Origin of the sequence: Serratia sp. P2ACOL2 (assembly GCF_003691565.1) — a bacterium.
Taxonomy (GTDB): domain Bacteria; phylum Pseudomonadota; class Gammaproteobacteria; order Enterobacterales; family Enterobacteriaceae; genus Serratia; species Serratia liquefaciens.
In genome coordinates this window covers 887,918-909,717 of the sequence record NZ_CP033162.1, presented here as the reverse complement: position 1 = coordinate 909,717, position 21,800 = coordinate 887,918, and the positions used below count along the sequence as shown (strand labels likewise).

The 21,800-nt window shown below is 55.3% G+C and carries 18 protein-coding genes; 3 read left to right on the top strand and 15 right to left on the bottom strand.

Translation table 11 applies throughout. The features are described 5' to 3' along the window. Window positions 1-159 precede the first annotated feature (159 nt). The 5 genes from amtB to EBA31_RS04290 all read right to left on the bottom strand — a co-directional run bounded on the left by amtB (window position 160) and on the right by EBA31_RS04290 (window position 6,219). Entirely contained in the window at window positions 160-1,446 is a 1,287-nt protein-coding gene (gene amtB, locus EBA31_RS04310) for an ammonium transporter AmtB (RefSeq protein WP_020825504.1), read from the bottom strand. Between the two features lie 36 nt (window positions 1,447-1,482). Continuing rightward, window positions 1,483-1,821: a P-II family nitrogen regulator gene (gene glnK, locus EBA31_RS04305; protein ID WP_012005549.1), complete on the bottom strand. Its 339-nt coding sequence runs from the start codon at window positions 1,819-1,821 to the stop codon at window positions 1,483-1,485. Between the two features lie 292 nt (window positions 1,822-2,113). Next, window positions 2,114-3,892, bottom strand: a complete 1,779-nt coding sequence (locus EBA31_RS04300) for a SmdB family multidrug efflux ABC transporter permease/ATP-binding protein (protein WP_020825503.1) — start codon at window positions 3,890-3,892, stop codon at window positions 2,114-2,116. After that, window positions 3,885-5,660, bottom strand: a complete 1,776-nt coding sequence (locus tag EBA31_RS04295; protein WP_122077508.1) for a SmdA family multidrug ABC transporter permease/ATP-binding protein — start codon at window positions 5,658-5,660, stop codon at window positions 3,885-3,887. The genes EBA31_RS04300 and EBA31_RS04295 overlap by 8 nt, the downstream gene beginning before the upstream one ends. Window positions 5,661-5,757: 97 nt before the next feature. Further along, on the bottom strand, window positions 5,758-6,219 hold the full coding sequence (locus EBA31_RS04290; protein WP_044548705.1) for an Lrp/AsnC family transcriptional regulator: 462 nt from the start codon (window positions 6,217-6,219) through the stop codon (window positions 5,758-5,760). 122 nt (window positions 6,220-6,341) lie between these two features. Between EBA31_RS04290 and EBA31_RS04285 the strand changes: the two genes are divergently transcribed. Continuing rightward, complete coding sequence (locus EBA31_RS04285) at window positions 6,342-7,382, top strand: PLP-dependent cysteine synthase family protein (RefSeq protein WP_020825500.1); 1,041 nt, start codon at window positions 6,342-6,344, stop codon at window positions 7,380-7,382. A gap of 33 nt (window positions 7,383-7,415) precedes the next feature. On the opposite strand, the gene cof is transcribed toward EBA31_RS04285, so the two are convergent. Continuing rightward, window positions 7,416-8,267 carry an HMP-PP phosphatase gene (gene cof, locus EBA31_RS04280; RefSeq protein WP_122077506.1) on the bottom strand — a complete coding sequence of 284 codons (852 nt, stop codon included), beginning with the start codon at window positions 8,265-8,267 and terminating at the stop codon, window positions 7,416-7,418. A gap of 103 nt (window positions 8,268-8,370) precedes the next feature. Between cof and EBA31_RS04275 the strand changes: the two genes are divergently transcribed. After that, window positions 8,371-10,119, top strand: coding sequence for an SgrR family transcriptional regulator (locus EBA31_RS04275; protein ID WP_122077504.1), 1,749 nt, complete (start codon window positions 8,371-8,373; stop codon window positions 10,117-10,119). Window positions 10,120-10,216: 97 nt separating this feature from the next. Beyond that, window positions 10,217-10,915, top strand: coding sequence for a 7-cyano-7-deazaguanine synthase QueC (queC, locus tag EBA31_RS04270; RefSeq protein WP_122077502.1), 699 nt, complete (start codon window positions 10,217-10,219; stop codon window positions 10,913-10,915). A 35-nt stretch (window positions 10,916-10,950) separates the two neighbouring features. Here the strand turns inward: queC and EBA31_RS04265 are convergent, their stop codons facing one another. The 9 genes from EBA31_RS04265 to bolA form a co-directional block, all read right to left on the bottom strand. Next, window positions 10,951-11,364: a thioesterase family protein gene (locus EBA31_RS04265; protein ID WP_020825496.1), complete on the bottom strand. Its 414-nt coding sequence runs from the start codon at window positions 11,362-11,364 to the stop codon at window positions 10,951-10,953. A 155-nt stretch (window positions 11,365-11,519) separates the two neighbouring features. Beyond that, complete coding sequence (locus EBA31_RS04260; RefSeq protein WP_122077500.1) at window positions 11,520-11,909, bottom strand: helix-hairpin-helix domain-containing protein; 390 nt, start codon at window positions 11,907-11,909, stop codon at window positions 11,520-11,522. Window positions 11,910-12,048: 139 nt separating this feature from the next. Continuing rightward, complete coding sequence (gene ppiD / locus EBA31_RS04255) at window positions 12,049-13,932, bottom strand: peptidylprolyl isomerase (RefSeq protein WP_122077498.1); 1,884 nt, start codon at window positions 13,930-13,932, stop codon at window positions 12,049-12,051. Window positions 13,933-14,114: 182 nt separating this feature from the next. Next, window positions 14,115-14,387 carry a nucleoid-associated protein HU-beta gene (gene hupB, locus EBA31_RS04250; RefSeq protein ID WP_006319790.1) on the bottom strand — a complete coding sequence of 91 codons (273 nt, stop codon included), beginning with the start codon at window positions 14,385-14,387 and terminating at the stop codon, window positions 14,115-14,117. A 216-nt stretch (window positions 14,388-14,603) separates the two neighbouring features. Beyond that, a complete protein-coding gene (lon, locus tag EBA31_RS04245; protein WP_122077496.1) occupies window positions 14,604-16,958 on the bottom strand; it encodes an endopeptidase La in 2,355 nt (784 codons plus the stop codon). A 194-nt stretch (window positions 16,959-17,152) separates the two neighbouring features. Next, window positions 17,153-18,424, bottom strand: coding sequence for an ATP-dependent protease ATP-binding subunit ClpX (gene clpX / locus EBA31_RS04240; RefSeq protein WP_020825492.1), 1,272 nt, complete (start codon window positions 18,422-18,424; stop codon window positions 17,153-17,155). Window positions 18,425-18,587: 163 nt separating this feature from the next. After that, window positions 18,588-19,211 carry an ATP-dependent Clp endopeptidase proteolytic subunit ClpP gene (clpP, locus tag EBA31_RS04235; protein WP_020825491.1) on the bottom strand — a complete coding sequence of 208 codons (624 nt, stop codon included), beginning with the start codon at window positions 19,209-19,211 and terminating at the stop codon, window positions 18,588-18,590. 561 nt (window positions 19,212-19,772) lie between these two features. Beyond that, window positions 19,773-21,077: a trigger factor gene (gene tig / locus EBA31_RS04230; protein WP_020825490.1), complete on the bottom strand. Its 1,305-nt coding sequence runs from the start codon at window positions 21,075-21,077 to the stop codon at window positions 19,773-19,775. Window positions 21,078-21,443: 366 nt separating this feature from the next. Beyond that, a complete protein-coding gene (gene bolA / locus EBA31_RS04220) occupies window positions 21,444-21,758 on the bottom strand; it encodes a transcriptional regulator BolA (protein WP_004940361.1) in 315 nt (104 codons plus the stop codon). Between the last annotated feature and the right edge of the window lie 42 nt (window positions 21,759-21,800).

Below are 21,800 nucleotides of genomic sequence, written 5' to 3'. Positions count from 1 at the left end.
AAAGCACTTGATAATGCAATTAATATAAGGTCAATAAAAACAGTGCATTACTTAAAAAGGGGGAATATCGTTAAAAAAGAAAAAGGGCGATGTCTCCATCGCCCTTTCTGCATCATCATTATTTTTCGAGTTATTTAGCGCACTGCCCTTCTTCAAGGCTTATTGGTTGTAGGCACTCTCACCATGGCTGTTGACGTCCAGACCTTCGCGCTCCTGCTCTTCCGGTACGCGCAGCCCGACGATAGCACCTGCCACTTTGAAGGCAATGAAGGCGGCCACTCCAGACCATACCAGCGTGATCACCACGCTCAACAGTTGGATCCATACCTGATGCCCCATGGTAACGCCTTCTGCGTACCCGGTTCCGCCCAGCGAGGCGGAGGTGAACACGCCGGTCAGCAAGCATCCGACGATGCCGCATACGCCATGTACACCGAACACATCGCAGGTATCGTCCACTTTCAGCCATTTCTTCAGCGTGACCACGCCCCACAGACCGGCAATGCCACCGACCAGACCGATAATCAACGCCCCGCCAACCCCTACGGTACCCGCAGCAGGCGTGATGGCAACCAGCCCGGCGATACAGCCGGAACAGGCCCCCAGCAGAGAAGGTTTACCGCGCACAATCCACTCGGCAAAAGTCCAGGAAAGAATAGCGCCTGCGGTTGCCACTACGGTGTTCAGGAAAGCCAGGGCCGCAATGCCGTTAGCCGCGCTGGCAGAACCGGCGTTAAAGCCGAACCAGCCGATATACAGGATAGAAGCGCCGGTAAATACCATCGGCAGGTTATGCGGTTTGAAAGCTTCCTTACCGAAACCAGCACGCTTGCCGAGCAGATAAGCGCCCACCAGGCCGGCACTTGCCGCATTGATATGCACCACAGTGCCGCCGGCAAAGTCCAACGCGCCATCAGCTGCCAGGAAGCCACCGCCCCACACCATGTGGGCAATCGGCAGGTAGGAAATGGTGAACCAGATAGCGGCGAAAATCACTACCGCCGAGAAGCGGATACGCTCGGCAAAGCCCCCCACCACCAGCGCGACGGTGATACAAGCGAATGAACACTGGAACGCTACGTGGATCATCTGGCTAAAGGTCCCGGTGACGCTGTCAATGCCAATGCCTTTCAGCATCGCCGTCTGGAAACCACCGAAGAAGGCATTACCTTCGCTGAACGCCAGACTGTAGCCATAAAGCACCCACAGAACACACACCAATGCGAAGGTGACGGTGACCTGGGTCAGCATGGAGAGCACGTTTTTGGAGCGCAGCAAACCACCGTAAAACAGAGCGACACCCGGCAAGGTCATGAACAGCACCAAAGCGGTGCAAATCATCATGAAGGCGTTGTCGGCCTTGTCTGCGACCGCCGGAGCGGCCAGGGCCAAAGAAGGAACCATGGTTACCGTACTCAGGCCCAACATGGATAAAAGTTTTTTCATTATCAATCCATCCCCATTACTTTACTGAGCCTGTGATTACAGTGCTGCTTCGTCTGTTTCGCCGGTGCGAATGCGAATGACACGTTGCAATTCGGCAACGAAAATTTTGCCGTCACCGATTTTACCGGTGTAGGCCGCTTTACTAATCACATCAACCACTTCATCCAACTGATCGTCGGCGATAGCGATGTCGATTTTTACTTTAGGTAAAAAGTTGACGCTGTATTCGGCTCCGCGATAGAGCTCAGCGTGCCCCTTCTGGCGACCAAAGCCTTTTACTTCGCTTACGGTCAGCCCCTGAATGCCTACAGAGGATAGGGCTTCACGCACGTCCTCCAGCTTGAATGGTTTAATCACCACGGTCACCAGCTTCATATTGCCCCTCCACGAATTAAGCCCAAACTCACCCCGGTACGAGACTTATAAAGCAAAGGCTATGCCACAAATGGTTTTGTACGCGGATTCAGCAAATTAACCGGCAGGATGGGGATCTGGCATGCGACGAGCGACTAACAGCACGCGACCAACTGATAGGCTGATTAAATATTGCGCACTAATTTGGTGCGTAGCGCGTCGAAAAAGTGCAGCGAGAGGGATTTTAAACGGGCTTGTGCCTGTTTGTGGTGCGTGGCGACAAAAGAAAGGGGCCGTTAAAACGGCCCCCAGATCATGCGGGTTGTGTTTCTTCGCGATTGGCAGCGGCCAATTCTTCACCTACCAGTTGCAGCTGGTACATCTGGTAGTAACGCCCCTGCTGAGCCAACAGTTGCTGATGATTGCCTTGCTCGACCGCCTGACCCCGGTGCAGAACCAGAATGGAATCGGCATCGACAATGGTCGACAATCGGTGAGCGATCACCACCAGCGTGGTATGTTCACGAATCAAACGCAGTGCACGCTGAATAGCTTGCTCAGTGCCTGAATCGATGTTGGCGGTCGCTTCGTCGAGGATCAGGATCTGCGGCGCCTGAACCAACACCCTGGCCATCGCCAATAGCTGTTTCTGGCCCACCGACAGGTTGTTACCCTGCTCGCCCAGCCGGGTGTGAATCCCCTGCGGGAAGCTGCGTACCAGCTCAGCCAATTGCACCGTTTCCAGCGCCTGCCACACTATCTCTTCACTGATGTTACGGCCCAGCGTAACGTTGGCCAGCACCGATTCGGCGATCACCACCGGATCCTGCTGCACCATTGCCACCCCCTGCCGCAACGTACGGTGCGACAGACTGGCCAGCGGACGACCATCGAGACGGACTTCGCCCTGATTGACCGGGTAATACCCCATCAGCAGGTTGGCCAGCGTGCTCTTGCCGCTGCCGGTATGCCCCACCAACGCCACAAAACCCCGCGACGGCACCGACAGCGAAATATGCTGCAGCACCTTTTTGTCATCCCGGTAGGCAAAGCTCAGGTCTTCAATATCAATGCGGCCACTCTCGAGCGGGCGATCGTCCGTTCCATAGCTCTGTTGACGGCGATCCATCAGTTCGAAAATACGCTCACCGGCTACCACCGCCTGCTGCAGAATCGACTGCTGCGACGTCAGCTCAATCAACGGCTCATTCAGACGCCCGAGGTAGTTGATAAAGGCATAGAGCACGCCCACGCCAATGCTTCCCTCACCGCTGAAACCAAACAACATCAGCAGGCCACACAGCACCAGCGCCGAAAACAGGCTGAGCAGCGGACGCAACAGGAAACCATCCAGCCGCAGAGTCTGCATACGCGCGGTGTAGTGCGAACGGCTGGCGGCGCTCATGCGTTCACCAAAGCGGATCTGTTGGCGGAACTGCTGGATCACGCCCATGCCGTTGATCACTTCGTTAAAGCCGTCGTTGATGTCTGCCAGATAGCTGCGCACCCGGCGCACAATCGGGATGCTGTAGTATTGGTAAATGCCCATCACCACAAACACCGCCGGGAAGATGCAGATCGCCACCAGCGCCATACGCCAGTCCAGGCTGAACATCGCCACCAGCATGGCGCCAATCAGCGCAGCGCTTTTCAATACGGTGGACACTACCATGACGTACAGATCTTTAATCACCTCGGTGTCATTGGTCACTCGCGAGATCAACTGCCCCACCGGCTGCGTATCAAAAGCGCTGAGCGGCTGACGCAACGCGGCGTCCATCACGTCGGTACGCAGGCGTTGAACCACCCCGACCGCGGCCTGATTGAACAACAACGCTTGAAAATAGTGCAGCGCCGCCGCCAACAGCTCCAGCAGAATATAGGCCGCCGCCAGCCCGCAGACGATCATCAGCGGCAACTGGCCCTTAGCCACATAGTTATCGATAAAATAACTGATCAGGATCGGCCCGGCGACTTCCGCTGCCGCCGCAACCCACAACATCAACACCGCCAGCCCCAGAGGTTTGCGGTATGGCGATCCATAAGCCAGCAACCGTTTCAGCGTCGGCCACAGCTTTTGCATCTTATTCATTGGCCAGTATCTCCTCGCCGCTTTCCGGTGCCTCATCCAGCGCCGCTTCCAGTTGCTGATAGCGGTACATATCGCGGTACCAGCCCGGTTGGGCCGCCAGAGACGCATGTTCGCCACGCTGAGCCACGCCGCCGTGTTGTATCACCAGAATTTCGCTGGCTTCGGTCAGTGCCGAAAGCCGGTGTGCGCTGATAATCACCGTCCGGTTTTGTCCCCAACTGCGCAAATTGTGCAGGATTTGGTGTTCGGTTCGACCATCTACCGCCGACAACGCATCGTCGAGGATCAAGATTTCTGCATCCAGCAACAATGCACGGGCAATAGAAATACGCTGTTTCTGGCCGCCGGACAGCATCACGCCACGCTCGCCCACTTCAGTTTCATAGCCTTGCGGCAGGCGCATAATGTCTTCATGCACGCTGGCCAACTGGGCCGCACGCTCAATCTGTTCCTGCGTCGCGCCCGGATTCCCCAGCGCAATATTGTTGGCCACGCTGTCCGAGAACAAGAATGGCGTCTGACTCACCACAGACAATCGCGAACGCCAGTCGTCGAGCTTCACCTGGGTCAGCGGCAATCCCTGATAGCTAATCTGACCATCATCCACATCAAACTGGCGCTGGATCAACGACAGTAACGTTGACTTACCGGCACCGGTCGGGCCACACAGGCCAAGCATCTGACCCGGCTCCAGCTTCAACGTGACATCGTGCAACGCCGGGTGATGATTGCCAGGATAGTGGAAGGATCGGATATCGACGGCCAGGCTGCCACGCCCCGCCGGCAATGGATGCTCACCGTCGGTCACTGCCGGCGCTTCCTCCAGCAGGCTGCGAATGCGGCCGTATGCCGCACTGCCGCGTTCAACAATGTTGAACATCCAGGCCAGCGCCAGCATCGGCCAAATCATCAGGCCGAGGTACATCACGAAGCTGGTCAGTTGCCCAAGCGTCAGGGAGCCATTGACCACCATCCAGCTGCCACCGCCAATAGCCAACAGATTGGCGGTACCGATAGCGATGTAAATCGTCGGGTCAAAACGCGCATCTACCCGCGCTACGTGCATATTTTTGGCGCCGGTTTGGGCGGCCACTTCGGCAAATTGATTGGATTGGTGATCCTCCAGACCAAACGCCTTGATCATGCGGATGCTGGTCATGCTTTCCTGCGCCTGATCGTTCAGGCTGGAGAACGCCGCCTGCGCCGATTTAAAGCGCTGATGCAACTGATCGCCGTAATACTTGATAACGATCGCCATGATGGGCATAGGGATCAACGATAGCAGGGTCAACTGCCAGCTAATTTGGGTGCTCATCACCACCAGCACCGCCAAGCCCATTACCAGCGAATCGACCAGCGTCAACACCCCTTCACCGGCAGCGAAAACGACCCGATCGACATCATTGGTGGCGCGTGCCATCAGATCGCCGGTACGGTGGCGCAGATAGAAAGCCGGGTTCTGGCGGCTAAGCTGGCGATAGAAATTTTCACGCAGTTCGACGGCAAGCTGATAAGACGCGCCAAACAGCAACACTCGCCATACGTAGCGCAGCAGGTAGACCACCACGGCGGTGCCGAGCATCAGCCCCAGCCATGCCATCAGCACGCCGCTGGACATCTGTTTTTCGGTAATACCGTCGACAATGATCCCCACCAGCTTGGGTGGCAACAGCTGCAGAATGGCAATGATGATCAACAGCACCACTGCCCCCAGGTAGCGGCGCCACTCGCGGCGGAAGTACCAGCCGATTTGGGTAAATAGTCTCACGCAGTTTTATTCCAGGATGTAGATGTAATAGTTTTTTCTCTCGATCTGCCTCAGCAGAGTAGGATACCACCGTTACTTTGCCAATTTGGTGAACTTTTCACTCAGGAACCGGCAGGGCGGTGGTGTATTTGATTTTTTCCATCGCGAAGCTGGAAGTGACGTCGATCAGCCCAGGTACCCCGTTCACCAGACGCTTGTAAAAGCTGTCGTAGCTCTTCATATCAGCTACTTCCACCTGCATCAGGTAATCGTACTCCCCCGCCATGCGGTAAAATGCCAGCACCTCCGGCATCTGCTGGGTCAGTTGCACGAACGTCTGATACCACTCGCTGCTGTGCTGCTGGGTTTTGATCAGCACAAATGCCGTCAGGCCCAACCCGAGTTTTTCATTATCCAGCAGCGCGACCCGCCCACGGATATAGCCTTCCTCTTCCAGCCGTTTCAGCCTTTTCCAGCAAGGCGTCGACGTCAGATTGACCGCATCGGCCAGCGCCTGCAGCGGCTGGGTGCAGTCCTGTTGCAGCATGCACAGTAACTTACGGTCTGTTTTATCTAACATATCGTCAACCAGGAGAAAAATTTTCTCTCATTAAGCGATTAAACAGGAAAAATGGCAATCCTTTTTTCCCGGCGGCAGGCTATATTATGCAGCAAATAAGCCCCCTATTCTGAGGCCAGACGATGACAAACTCTTGGGTAAAATATGCTATCGGTGAAATAGAAGCGGATTTCCAACGCTCCGCCGACACGCACCTGATCCGCCTGAACCTGCCCGAATTTCCCGGTATCTGCCTGTACCTGAAAGATGAAAGCACTCACCCGACCGGCAGCCTGAAGCATCGGCTGGCGCGCTCGCTGTTCCTGTACGGCCTGTGCAACGGCTGGATCACCGAAAACACCACGATTATCGAAGCCTCTTCAGGTAGTACTGCCGTGTCCGAAGCTTACTTCGCCCGGCTGATTGGCCTGCCGTTTATTGCCGTGATGCCTTCCTGCACGGCACGCCGCAAGGTTGAGCAAATTGCGTTTTACGGCGGCCGCTGCCATTTCGTCGATCACGCGGCACAGATTTACGCGGTCTCCGAGCAGTTGGCGCAAGAACTGAACGGCCACTATATGGATCAGTTCACCTACGCCGAACGCGCCACCGACTGGCGCGGCAATAACAACATCGCCGACAGCATCTTCCGCCAGATGGCGCGTGAACCCTTCCCTGTCCCTAAACATATCGTGATGAGCGCGGGCACCGGCGGTACATCTGCAACGCTGGGACGCTATATTCGCTATCAGGGGCACGACACCCGCTTGACGGTCGTCGATCCGGAAAACTCGGTATTCTATGATTGTTTCCACCAGCGCGATCGCACCCTGATCGGCAGTTGCGGCAGCAGGATCGAAGGTATTGGCCGCCCGCGCGCCGAACCCTCGTTTATCCCGTCGGTGGTCGACAGCATGCTGCGCGTTCCGGACGCGGCCAGCGTTGCTACCATTCATTGGCTGGAAACGGTACTGGGCCGTAAAGTAGGCGCCTCCACCGGCACTAATGTATGGGGCGCGCTGCAATTGGCAAAACAGATGCGGGAAAATGGCGAACAGGGTTCTATCGTCACCCTGCTATGCGACAGCGGTGAGCGCTATCTGGATACCTACTACAACCCTGAATGGGTGAGAAACAATATCGGCGATCTGACCCCGTATCTGGCGCAACTGGCAGACTTGTAATCGCCCCCGGCAGGCGAAAAAAAGCCGGGTAAGTCATACCCGGCCGGCTGCCAATAAAGCCTCATAATTCGGGGAATAGGTGAGGTAAGGTGAACGCAGCCAATGTTGCAAATAGTGAGCCACCGCCTGCTGTTCGCAATGGCCGATAACCTGTAGTTGTGGCAGTGAAGACTTCAGCTGCGGCAGGGCATTGCCCATCACCACGCCGTGCCCTACCGTCGCCAGCATTTCCCTGTCGTTCATGGCATCGCCAAACGCCATGCAGTCCGCCATCTTCAGCCCCAGATGGCGGCTCAACGTATCCAGCGCGGTGCCTTTGTTACACCCCAACGGCAAGACCTCCAGGCACTCATAGGCAGAGAAACAGAGATCAACGCGTGCTCCAAACTGTTCTCGTAGCTGAATCTGTAGCTTAAGCAGTTCCACATGTGGTCCAACGAAGCACACCTTGCTGTTGCCGAAGGCCGGTAAACGACGCACTTCGGTAAGCTGATAACGGAAGCCGCTCAGATGATGAGCCCGCAACATTTCTTCCGGTACCGCAAACTCGGTCATCCAGCCTTCGTCACGGAAGACGTGCATGCTGGCAACCGTATGCCAATGGGTGTGCAGCACCTCTTCGGCTATGTCAGCAGGCAAATCGGTGGCGTGAAGTTGTTGCCCCTGATGATCGTAAACCCGCGTACCGTTGCCGGTAATCAGATAGCCTTGCAGACCCAGTTGCGCCATGATCGGCTGCGCGTCCAGGTAGTGACGCCCGGTAGCGAAGGTGACAACCATCTCCCGTTCAACCAGTTGCTTTAGCACCGCCAGAGTTTCCGGCCCGACCCGGTGATCCGGTGTCAACAATGTGCCATCCATATCAAAAGCCGCCAGGCGATACATAAAGACCTCATGAGTGTGAACGCGATTACAGTCCCTGCAGTATGAGATGGTATTTGCGGAAGTAATAGTGAACAATTCTGGAAAACTGTTCCGGATTTCGATCATGCGCCTGACCCATCGTCTCAGCCAGTATCAACGCCTGTATCAACAGCTCGGCGCTGCGCCGGTGGCCATCACCATCGGCGAACTCGCAGCCCTGTTCTATTGCAGCGAACGCCATGCTCGCACGCTGGTACAACAGTTGCAGGATCAGGGCTGGCTAAGCTGGCAGTCACAGCCCGGTCGCGGCAAGCGGGCTCGCCTGCAGTGTTTGAAAACCCCGGACGAGCTGCGCGCCGCCCACTTGCAGCGCTTGCTGCATGACGGCGACCACCAGGGCGCGTTGGAAATGGCGCAGTTGGCGCCGCAGCATTTGCAGGAGTTGCTCAGCCCGCATCTCGGCGGCCAGTGGCAAGCAGGCAGCCCAACGCTGCGTATCCCCTATTACCGCACGCTGGAATCTCTGGATCCACTGACCCTGACCGGCCGCGCCGAACAACATTTGGTTGCCACCCTGCATGCCGGCCTGACGCGATTCATTACCGGCAATCCTGAACCGCAATCCGATCTGGCCCATCACTGGCAAATCAGCCATGACGGCCTGCGCTGGCAGTTCTTCCTGCGCAGTCAATTGCGCTGGCACAACGGTGAAATGCTGACCGGCCAGCAGTTGTTGCAAACGCTGGAAAAGCTGCAACGACACTCTCGCAGTCGCCCCAGCCTGGCCAACGTTAAGGCCATCAGCCTGCCGCATGCGCTGTGTCTGCAGTTTGATTTACAGCATCCCGACTACTGGTTGGCGCATCGTCTTGCGGAATTGCCTTGCCTGCTAACCCACCCGGAGGCCGCAGGCATTGGCGCTGGCCCTTTCAAACTGACGCTAAACGAGGCGCATTTGGTACGGCTGGAACAGCATCCGTTTTACCATTTGCAGCATCCTTATCTTGAGAGCATCGAGTATTGGATCACCCCGGAGCTACAGGTCGACGCGGCTTACACCAGTTGCCAGCACCCGGTGCGCATAACCATCGGCCAGCAGGAAGAGATGGCGCTGGCACGGCCGGTGCAACGCAGCATGAGCCTGGGCTGGTGCTATCTGGCGGTCAATTTGAAACACGGCGTGCTCAACGAAGCCCAGGGCCAAAAACTGCTGATGTTGATCCAGCAATCTGGCCTGTTGGCCAATCTGCCGGTACCAAACAGCGTCATCACCCCCAGCCACGAAATGCTGCCAGGCTGGGCCATCCCTCGGCATCAGGTCGATGATGAGATAGCCCTTCCCGCCAAATTGACGCTGCTGTATCGGCCACCGGTAGAACTGGAAACGGTCACTGTGGCTCTGCAGCAGCTATTAGCACGCCACGGCTGCGAGCTGGAACTGCGTTATTACGCGGGTAAACGCTGGCAAAGCGCCGAACAAATCGAACAGGCCGACCTGCTGCTGGCCGATAACCTGATCGGTGAGTCACCGGAAGCGACGCTGGAAAGCTGGCTGCGGCAAGATACGCTGTGGCGCGGCATTCTGCCCGACGATCGCTGGCGACATCAGCAGCAAACGCTGCAGCAGATCCAACAGTTGCCTGCACAGCAACCGCGTTATGAGCAGTTGAAAGAGTATTATCAGCAGCTGATGAGGGCGGCGATCATCACGCCCTTGTTTCACTATCAGTATCAGATCAGCGCACCGCCGCGCATTCATGGGGTTACCCTGACCGCCCATGGCTGGTTCGATTTCTGCCAGGCCTGGCTGCCGCCGCCGCTGGACTCGACAGAGCCGCTTTCCCCAGACTTAATGGGCCCGGCCCAGCGGTAACCCGCTATTTCTGCTACCATTGCTGCCGCAACGCATTTTTATCCTACCGCCCGAGTGTTCATCGGGTAGGGTCTCAGCACTAAATTGAGGTAATTTTATGAAACGCGCGGTTGTCGTTTTCAGCGGTGGACAAGATTCCACGACCTGCTTGATTCAGGCATTGCAACAGTACGACGAAGTTCACTGCGTCACCTTCGATTACGGTCAGCGCCATCGCGCCGAGATTGAGGTGGCTCAAGCGCTGTCGGTGGCCCTTGGGGCCAAGGCACATAAGCTGCTGGACGTTGGCCTGCTCAATGAACTGGCGATCAGCAGCCTGACCCGTGACAATATCCCGGTTCCGGCTTACGGCAGCACCGAAGCCAACGGGTTGCCGAGCACTTTCGTGCCGGGCCGTAATATTCTGTTCCTGACGCTGGCGGCGATTTATGCCTACCAGGTCGAAGCCGAGGCGGTGATCACCGGCGTTTGCGAAACCGATTTTTCCGGTTATCCCGACTGCCGCGACGAATTTGTCAAAGCGCTGAACCAGGCAATAGTGCTGGGCATCGCACGCGATATCCGTTTTGAAACGCCACTGATGTGGCTGAACAAGGCTGAGACCTGGGCACTGGCAGATTACTACCATCAGTTGGATCTGGTTCGGCAGGAAACCCTGACCTGCTACAGCGGCATTAAAGGCGACGGCTGCGGTGAATGTGCCGCCTGTCACCTGCGCGCCAACGGCCTGAAGCAATACCAAATCAACAAGGCGGAAGTGATGGCGAGCCTGAAACAGAAGACCGGCCTGGTCTGAGTGAATAACGGCGGCAAACATTGCCGCTCGTTGCTTTAGCCTTCTTCCGACAGCGTGAGCACCTGAAGGTGTTCGCGCAGTTGCCCTTCAATCGGCAACGCCCGCTGAGTTTTCAAATCGACGCAGACAAAGGTCAGCATCGCATCCGCGACCGGCGCGCCCGTGGCATCCTGCGTCACCTTTTGGCTCAGCACGCCGCTTTTACCGTTAAGCTGCACCATCTGACTGTCGATACGCAACTTGTCCCCCAGCACCGCCGGCGTACGGTAATTGATATTGATATTAACCACGATAAAGGCGATGTTGTTTTCCGTCATCCAACGGAAGCCCTCCTGGTTCTCCAGCCAATCCCAGCGCGCCTCCTCGAGAAATTCGAGATAGCGTGCATTGTTAACATGTTGGTAAACATCGAGATGATAACCACGGACTTTGATAAAGGTCTGATGCATAGGGAACGGCCACTCCTGCCTGGTGATTACAGAAAGAAGGAGCCACTGATGGCTCCTTCACTCGTTTGGTCAAGTCGCCAAACTGGTAAGACCTGTAAAATGTAGCAGAGGAAAAAGGGCTGCATCGGTACTTTGCCATGCAGCCGTGATAGATATCACATTTTGAGCCGCGCACGGTTCCGTTCAAACAGGGCGGGCCCAATACCCGGCACTTCCTGAAGCTGCTCAATCTGCGTAAAAGGACCATTCTGCTCACGGTAGCGCACGATGCTTTCCGCTTTCTTCAAACCCACCCCCTTCAGTACGCTGGCCAACTGCTCGGCATCGGCCTGATTGATACTGACCGATGCCTCATCGTCGATGCCGACTGCGGCTTCAGTGCCTTGCCCTGCTTTCACCGCCGGTGCTGATAACACCGGCTGATCGGTCGCGCTCTTTTCCTCAGCGGCCATCGATGGCCCGGCCAAACCTATCAGGGCCGCGGCCAGCAAAACTTTGAGGCTGAAACCATATCCATTAACCGCTTTCATTTCTGCAAGTTGCATGCTGTATCCTCCTTGTGTTTAACAGCAAGCTCACCTTGCCGCAGCGGGTGAACTTCAGCAATTGGCGGATAACAGATATGGAAAAGGCCGCGAAAGCGGCCTTTTGGAATTGCATTGCGTTGCAGAAAACTGCGGCGCGTTACTGAGGCTGTTGCTGCTCAGCGGCACCCATGGTGATTTTGGCTTCTTTACGCAAGCTGGCCAGCAGCGAGTCAAAGGAGACGCCGGTAGCGCCTTCTTCCATTTTGCTGACGAAGGTTTTCATTTCTTCCGCCGACAGGCTGCCTGGCGTCACGGCATCAAGTGCAATCAGCACTACGTTGTCCTGACGGTCTTGCGACATGCCGTATACCGGTTTGCCTTCCTGCGGGTGGGGCAGCGCGAACACGCTCTGCACCAGTTGGCTGTCTTCCGGCGCGCGTGCCATCTTCTGCACGCTGCCAAAGCTCAGGCCGGCCGCTTTCATCGCTTCGTCGCCCTTGCCCTGTTTCAGCTCAACCAACAGCTTTTCGCCCTGCAGTTTCGCTTCCTGTTCGGCTTTGTTGCGCTTGACCAATTCCGCCACGCGATCTTTTACCTGATCGAACGGCTCAATGCCTTCTGGCTTGTGGCCTGAAACGCGGATCACGAAGGCACGGTCGCCATCAACGGTGATTACATCGGAGTTGCTGCCCGGAGAGCCGCCTTCGCCAATCAGTGAACCGTCGAAAATCGACTGGATGACAGGTTTGAAGTTCAGCGCAGCCGGAATGTTGTCGCGGGTGAACCAATCGGTCTGAGTCGCTTTCACGCCGGCGGCTTCTTCGGCTGAGGCCAGAGATTCGTTATCGCTGGTCGCCGCTTCACTCACCTTTTGCTGCAGCGCGTAATAGGCGTCTACCGCCTTCTCCTGCTTAACCTGCTTGGCGATGGCATCACGCACTTCGCTAAGCGGCTTCACTTTTTCCGGCTCGATGTCGTTCAGACGTACGACCAGATAGCCCACAGAGGACTTCACTGCACCGGAAAGCTGGCCTTTTTCGGTCAGGTTTGCCTGTTTCAGCTCGTCTGCCGTGGTGTCCGGCTCCAGCCAGCCCAGCTCGCCACCGGTACGGCGTGAGATGATGTCGGTGGATTTTTCTTTCGCCAGGGTGGCGAAATCGCCGCCTTTTTTCAGCTCGTCCAGCACCGCATTGGCTTCCGCCTCGGTTTTCAGCTGGATCACGCTGTAGTTTTTACGCTCAGGCTGGCTATAGCTGCTTTTGTGCTGGTCGTAATAGGCGCTGATATCCGCATCTGCTACCGTCACCTTGTCCTGCATAGAGGCGGCGTCCATCGGGATGTAGCTTACTTTGACCTGCTCCGGCGCAATGAAGCTGTTCTTGTTCTGGCTGTAATAGTCTTTCAACTCGTCGTCGGTCACGGTTTGCTTGGCCTGCAACGCTTTCAGATCCAGCGTCGCCAGGCGCACATCGCGCTGCTGCAGCACCAGTGACGTCATCCCTTGCGCTTCGGTTGGCAGGATGAAACCTGACTCGCCGAAGGCCTGGATCACCTGCTGATTAACCAACTGCTGACGCATTGACTGCGCAAAGTTATCGGCGGTGTAACCCATGCGGCTAATCAGATCGAGATATTTAGCGTTATCGAACTGGCCGTTTGTCTGGAAGTAAGGCGCTTTACGGATGGCTTCTTTCACCTGATCGTCACTGACGCTCAGGCCTAATTTCTTGGCATATTGGTCCAGCAGCATGTTGTCGATCAGCTGTGACAGTGCCTGATGGCGCATCTGCTGCATATAGCCTTCGTTGCCCGCCAGTACGGAGAACTGGTCACCCAACTGTTGCTGCATGCGGCTGCGTTCGCTTTGGAAAGCCTGTTCCAGCTGAGCACGCTCGATCACCTGGCCATTGACCTTCGCTGCATAATCACCGGCACTCCCCTGATAGCTGACCACCCCTGTCAAAAGAAATGACAAAATGATCAAGCCCAGGATGATTTTGAGCACGACGTGATTAGCTGCCGCGCGTAAATTGTCCATCATAGTGTGACAACACTCCGCTGTGATGTGGATTAAAAACACCCTTGTGCAGGCGCGTTCCCTGCGACAAAAATAAAAAAAGCGCATCAATCTGATGCGCCTTATATCTTACCTTACCAGCACCGTTGCGTCAGGTGATTGTTTATTGCTAAACCCTGCAACGCTAAACGGTTAGACGCAAACAATCAGTTTACTGCGTCTTTCAGCGCTTTCCCTGCACGGAAGGCCGGAACTTTGGCTGCCGCGATTTTGATCTCTTTACCGGTCTGTGGGTTACGGCCAGTACGGGCAGAACGCTCACGCACGGTGAAAGAACCGAAACCAACCAGCGCCACGTCATCCCCTTCCTTCAAGGATTCGGTAACAGATGCAATCACTGCATCTAAAGCACGCCCAGCTGCCGCTTTGGAAATATCAGCACCTGCGGCAATTTTGTCGATCAGTTGTGACTTATTCACTCTATCATCCCCTCTAGAATTCAATCGTCGCACCGGAAAATCCCTACGGTTGCGACAGCGCAGCTGTTATATCAATCCCATCGAACCTTGGCAAGCCACCGAAAGCGTGACAAAACGCGGGCCGACAGCTTTCTAACTTAGCGGTACAAAAAAAGACTGGCAAGTCCGAAATGACTTGCCAGCATAAGTTTTATCAATGGTTTTTGCGATTCGTCACTATTTTGCCGCTACCGGCAGTGCGCCGAAGGCCGGATTCTGCAACGCAAGGTTCAAAACCTCATCGATTCGCTGCACCGGATGAATCTCCAGATCGGCGATAACATTGTCCGGAATTTCTTCCAAATCGCGCTTGTTCTCATACGGGATCAGCACGGTTTTAATGCCGCCGCGATGCGCAGCCAACAGTTTCTCTTTCAAGCCACCAATCGGCAGTACCTGACCACGCAAGGTGATCTCACCGGTCATTGCCACATCGGCACGAACCGGGTTGCCGGTCAGGCAAGACACCAGCGCGGTACACATGGCGATACCGGCACTCGGGCCGTCTTTCGGCGTCGCGCCTTCCGGCACGTGCACGTGAATATCGCGCTTCTCGTAGAAATCGGCGTTGATACCCAGTTTGTCTGCACGCGCACGGACCACGGTCAGCGCAGCCTGAATCGATTCCTGCATCACTTCACCGAGAGAACCGGTGTAGGTCAGCTTGCCTTTGCCCGGCACGCACGCGGTTTCGATGGTCAGCAGATCGCCGCCCACTTCCGTCCACGCCAGGCCGGTGACCTGGCCCACACGGTTTTCGGTATCGGCACGGCCGTAGTCAACACGCTGGACACCCAGATAATCTTTCAGGTTCTCGCCGTTGATCTCGATATGCTTGATCTTCTTGTCCATCAGCAGCGTTTTCACCGCTTTACGGCACAGCTTGGAGATTTCACGCTCCAGGCTACGCACCCCGGCTTCGCGGGTGTAATAGCGGATAATGCCAATGATGGCGCTGTCGTCGACCGTCAGCTCACCTTTTTTCAGGGCGTTACGCTCAAGCTGCTTCGGCAGCAGGTGCTGCTTGGCGATATTGAGCTTCTCGTCCTCGGTGTAGCCGGACAGGCGAATCACTTCCATACGGTCCAGCAACGGCGCAGGTATGTTCATCGAGTTCGAGGTAGCAACGAACATCACGTCGGACAGATCGTAATCCACTTCCAGGTAGTGATCGTTAAACGCCACGTTCTGTTCCGGATCCAGCACTTCAAGCAATGCAGAAGCCGGATCGCCACGCATGTCGGAAGACATCTTGTCGATTTCGTCCAGCAGGAACAGCGGGTTTTTCACCCCGACCTTGGCCATTTTCTGGATCAGTTTACCCGGCATCGAGCCGATGTAGGTACGACGGTGACCGCGAATTTCCGCTTCGTCACGCACGCCGCCCAGCGCCATACGCACGTACTGGCGACCGGTCGCTTTGGCGATCGACTGCCCCAACGAGGTTTTACCTACGCCAGGAGGCCCCACCAGACACAGGATAGGCCCTTTGATTTTGCTTACGCGGCTCTGTACTGCGAGATACTCAAGAATACGGTCCTTGACTCGCTCCAGGCCATAGTGATCGATATCGAGCACTTCTTGCGCTTTAACCAGGTCTTTTTTAACCTTGCTGCGCGCATTCCACGGCACCTGCAGCATCCAGTCGATGTAACCACGAACCACGGTCGCTTCCGCAGACATGGGTGACATCATTTTCAGCTTTTGCAGTTCCGCTTCGGTTTTTTCACGCGCGTCTTTCGGCATTTTCGCCGCTTCAATCTTGCGCTTCAGCGCTTCATGCTCGTCCGGCGCGTCGTCCATCTCGCCCAGTTCTTTCTGAATCGCCTTCATCTGCTCATTCAGATAGTACTCGCGCTGACTTTTTTCCATCTGCTTTTTGACGCGGTTACGGATACGTTTTTCAACCTGAAGCAGGTCAATTTCCGATTCCATCATCGCCATCAGGTATTCCAGACGTTCGGTGATATCGAACATCTCCAGTACCGACTGCTTGTCGCTGAGTTTCAGCGGCATGTGCGCGGCGATGGTATCCGCCAGGCGTGCAGCATCGTCGATGCTGTTCAATGACGTCAGCACCTCCGGTGGAATTTTTTTGTTCAGTTTGATGTAGCCTTCAAACTGATTGATTGCGGTGCGCACCAGGACTTCTTGTTCACGTTCGTCAATCGCCGGTGACTCAAGATATTCTGCCTGGGCGGCAAAGTGCTCGCCGCTGTCGGAAAGCGTAGTAATACGTGCCCGCTGCAGGCCTTCTACCAGCACTTTTACCGTGCCGTCTGGCAGTTTTAGCATCTGTAAAATCGACGCTACGGTGCCGACAGAGAACAAGTCATTAATGCCAGGTTCATCCGTTGAGGCCTCTTTCTGTGCCACCAGCATGATCTTTTTATCATGATCCATTGCTGCTTCGAGGCACCGAATCGATTTTTCCCGGCCAACAAATAACGGGATCACCATGTGCGGATAAACCACCACGTCGCGCAACGGCAAGACGGGGATTTCAATGCGTTCGGAACGCTCAGGGTTCATAGAGCTCTCTCTTAAGTTTAACTTCCGCCAGGTTGAGGGGAATCTCATGAGACGCAAGCATCAAACGTTTCATAAAATCTGGTTAATGAGTATATGGGGATGAATCTCTTACATTCAACGGCAAGAATGCAGGAAAAAGAAATGGGGGATAAAATCCCCCATTTTGACATTAACTTTCTGGTTTGACTGGCGAATTATTCGCCTGAAGCCTGTGCTTCCGGTTTGCCGTAAATCAGCAAAGGTTTGGACTGGCCGGCGATAACCGATTCATCGATCACCACTTTGTCGACGCTGTCCATGGACGGCAGGTCATACATGGTGTCCAGCAAGGCGCCTTCTACAATGGAGCGCAGACCACGTGCACCGGTTTTACGCGTCATGGCCTTCTTGGCGATGGCGTTCAGCGCTTCTTCACGGAATTCCAGCTCCACGCCTTCCAGATTGAACAATGCCTGATACTGTTTGGTTAAGGCATTTTTCGGCTCTTTCAGGATCTGGATCAGCGCTTCTTCGCTCAGTTCGCTCAGGGTTGCCACGACCGGCAGACGACCGATGAACTCAGGAATCAGGCCAAACTTGATCAGATCTTCCGGCTCAGCCTGCAGCAGCAGTTCGCCTTCGGTCGCTTTCTCAGCTTCACCCTTCACGGTCGCGCCGAAGCCGATACCGGAACCGGTATTGACGCGCTGACCAATCACCTTATCCAGGCCGGCAAATGCGCCGCCGCAGATAAACAGGATTTTCGAGGTATCAACCTGCAGGAATTCCTGCTGAGGGTGCTTACGGCCACCCTGCGGCGGAACCGCGGCAATGGTGCCTTCGATCAGCTTCAACAGGGCCTGCTGCACGCCTTCACCCGACACGTCACGGGTGATGGACGGATTGTCTGACTTACGGGAAATCTTGTCGATTTCATCGATGTAGACGATGCCGCGTTGTGCTTTCTGCACGTCGTAGTCGCACTTCTGCAGCAGCTTCTGGATGATGTTCTCCACGTCCTCACCCACATAACCGGCTTCGGTCAGCGTGGTGGCGTCGGCCATGGTGAAAGGCACGTCCAGGAAGCGCGCCAGCGTTTCTGCCAGCAGGGTTTTACCGCTACCGGTCGGGCCAATCAGCAGAATGTTGCTTTTGCCCAACTCGATACCGTTGCTGGTATCGCCGTTACGCAGGCGTTTGTAGTGGTTATACACAGCTACCGCCAGCACTTTTTTCGCCTGCTCCTGGCCAATGACATAGTCATCCAGGTGGTGGCGAATTTCGTGCGGCGTCGGCAGCGCACTGCGCTCACGATGCGGGGCAACTTCTTTAATCTCTTCGCGAATAATGTCGTTACACAGGTCAACACATTCATCGCAGATATACACTGACGGACCGGCAATCAGCTTACGCACTTCATGCTGGCTTTTGCCGCAGAAAGAGCAGTACAGCAGCTTTCCTGAACCGTCTTTGCGCTTATCTGTCATCAGTAAACCTCTTCTTTAGTCTTTGTCCCGCAGGAATATCACGGCGGCAGTGCGCCCAAAACGCATACCGGGAACGCCGATTATGCTCACCAGAGCGAGCTGCGCCCGCTCTGATTACTATAGCCTATCGGCTCGCACATATACCTCGCCAGCCGCGTGGTACTTACTTGCGGTGCGTCAGAATGCCGTCAACCAGACCGTATTCTACCGCTTCTTCCGCGGTCATAAAGCGATCGCGCTCGGTATCGCGTTCGATCTGCTCCAGTGACTGGCCGGTATGCTCTGCCATCAGCTCGTTCATGCGCGCCTTCACCTTCAGGATTTCACGCGCATGGATTTCGATATCCGTCGCCTGGCCCTGATAACCGCCCAGCGGCTGGTGGATCATCACGCGTGAGTTCGGCAAGCAGAAGCGTTTGCCCTTGGCACCCGCGGTCAGCAGGAAAGAGCCCATCGAGCACGCCTGGCCCATACAAATAGTGCTGACGTCCGGCTTGATGAACTTCATGGTGTCATAGATTGACATGCCGGCGGTGATCACGCCACCCGGGGAGTTAATGTACAGGTAAATGTCTTTTTCCGGGCTTTCCGCTTCGAGGAACAGCATCTGCGCCACAATCAGGTTGGCCATGTGATCTTCGACCTGGCCGGTCAGGAAAATAATGCGCTCTTTCAGCAGGCGGGAATAGATGTCGTAAGAACGCTCCCCGCGTGAAGTCTGCTCTACCACCATCGGCACCAGGGCCATGTTAGGTGCAAATTGATCTCGTTCGCCACTGTATGACATTACCGTCTCCTAATAGAAATTGCCTTGGCGGCCAGGGTTACACCCTATTACACCGATTCTACTTGAGAACGGTCATGATGACTATGCTCAAGCATTCGACCCGCGCCACACGTACCCGACGGTTTTTCTCATACCGCGCACTCTGGCAAACAGCCCATACCCATCATCTTTCAAGTCGCAGCGTTCAAATCTGTTCCCGACAGATTTGTCGCTCACCCCAGTGACTTACTCGAGTAAGCGCCTGAGGATGAGCGAGCTGGGCGCCTGACTGCGACTTGAAAGCTACAGGGTATATATACATTTTACAGATTGGGGCCGCTGACAGAATTTCAAGCCCAACTGCGTATTTTAACGCGGCCAGCATTGTCGACGATGACCATCATGCCAGACTGTCCCAAGAGCAACAGGGTAAATATAGTGCATATTGTCACGCTTAACCTGAGATTAATCAGCTACGTGGCAAAAAGAAAAGCCCGCAACCGAAGGTTACGGGCTTTTTTAACGCCGGGGCCGGCAAGCCAGCCCCGAAGGCGCGTTAGATTGCGCCCTGGCGTACAGACATTACGCCTGTTGAGTCTGGTTCATCAGCTCGCTGAAGGTAGTGGCTTTTTCAGTCACTTTCGCTTTTGCCAGCAGGGCTTCAACCGCTTGTTCTTCCAGAGCAACGTTGCGCATGTTGTTCATCAGCTCTTTGTTTTTGCTGTAGAACTCAACAACTTCACTTGGATCTTCGTAAGCGGAAGCCATTTCTTCGATCAGCGTCTTAACGCGATCTTCGTCAGCTTTCAGATCGTTGGTGCTGATCACTTCGCCCAGCAGCAGGCCAACAACTACGCGACGCTTAGCCTGCTCTTCGAACAGTTCGCGTGGCAGTTCCAGCGCTTGCTTCTCGTTGCCGCCGAAACGCTGTGCAGCCTGACGGCGCAGAACGTCAACTTCGCCGTCGATCAGCGCAGCAGGAACGTCGATTTCGTTAGCGCTGACCAGACCGTCGATTGCCTGAGTCTTGATGCGGTTACGCACTGCGCCTTTCAGCTCGCGCTCCATGTTTTTACGCACTTCAGCACGCAGGCCTTCGATAGAACCATCAGCCACGCCGAAACGTTTGATGAATTCTTCAGTCAGCTCTGGCAGCTCACGCTCTTCCACTTTCTTCAGAACGATAGCGAATTTAGCCGCTTTGCCCTTCAGGTTTTCAGCGTGGTAATCTTCTGGGAAGTTAACGTCGATAGTGAATTCTTCACCGGCTTTATGACCGACCAGACCTTCTTCGAAGCCTGGGATCATGCGGCCCTGGCCCATAGCCAGTACGAAGTCAGAGGCTTTGCCGCCTTCAAACTCTTCGCCATCGATAGAACCGGAGAAATCTACGGTTACGCGGTCTTCAGCTTGCGCTGCGCGATCGCTGTCTTTCCAGGTCGCCTGCTGCTTGCGCAGGGTGTCCAGCATGGTGTCAACGTCGGCGTCGTTAACTTCAACAACCGGCTTCTCAACTTCGATGCTGTCCAGGCCTTTCAGCTCAACTTCCGGATACACTTCGAATTCAACCGCGAAAGTGAAATCTTCACCTTCTTTGTACTCGCCCGGCACGTAGTTTGGTGCGCCGGCCGGATTGATCTTTTCTTTGATGATCGCATCAACAAAGCTGCGTTGCATCGCTTCGCCCAGCACGTCTTGACGAACGGAAGCGCCATAACGTTGCTCAACGATGTTCATCGGTACATGGCCTTTACGGAAGCCATCGATACGAACGCTTTTTGCCGCGTTGATCAGCTCTTTTTTAATAGCCTGCTTGATAGTATCAGCGGGTACAGTAATAGAGAGACGGCGCCCAAGGCCTTGAGTGGTTTCTACTGAAACTTGCATCTTGTTACCTCAAAAAAATCACAGTGCTCGGTCAACTCCGTTCCAAGAACCAGGACGGCTACATTACAGAACCGAGTTTCCTGATGACAGAAGCGTCCCGAAACCATTCCGGAAAAATAAGACGCGACATTATAGCGGCGCAAGCGGAGCGAGTCGAGGAAAGCAAGGCGGCGGCGGCGCGCTAAAACTCACACTTTTGCCGATTTGATCGCCAAAAGGCCGCCGAAGCCGACCCGGCCTTCGCTGCATTACGCATCGGCTATGTCGTCGTCAAAAACAGAAACGGCCCGCAGGCCGTTCCAAAATTCGTCTGTAGTAATACCCCAAATCGTGGTCAAAGTTCCACTGATACCGCAAATTTAGCCGTCAGGCCAAGGTTCCGGCCCCACGACAAGGCGGAGACGCCGGCACGGTATCCTGCAACCCTTCCCACTCTTTCAGGGTGTAGGTGTGCAACGCCAGCGCATGTACGCCATCCGCCAACTCCTCTGACAGCACGCCGTAAATCGAACGATGCCGCGTCAGGAAGCGTTCGCCAACGAAGCGATCGCTAACCAATACCACCTTGAAATGGCTTTCTGAACCCGCCGGAACGTTATGACGATAACTTTCATCAACGACTTCCAGATACGCGGGCTCAAACGCCGCCCTTAACTTTGCTTCTATTTGCTCGCGAATCATAGGATCTCCTTACTACACCGGCAGAGGACCGCCCCCATCTAT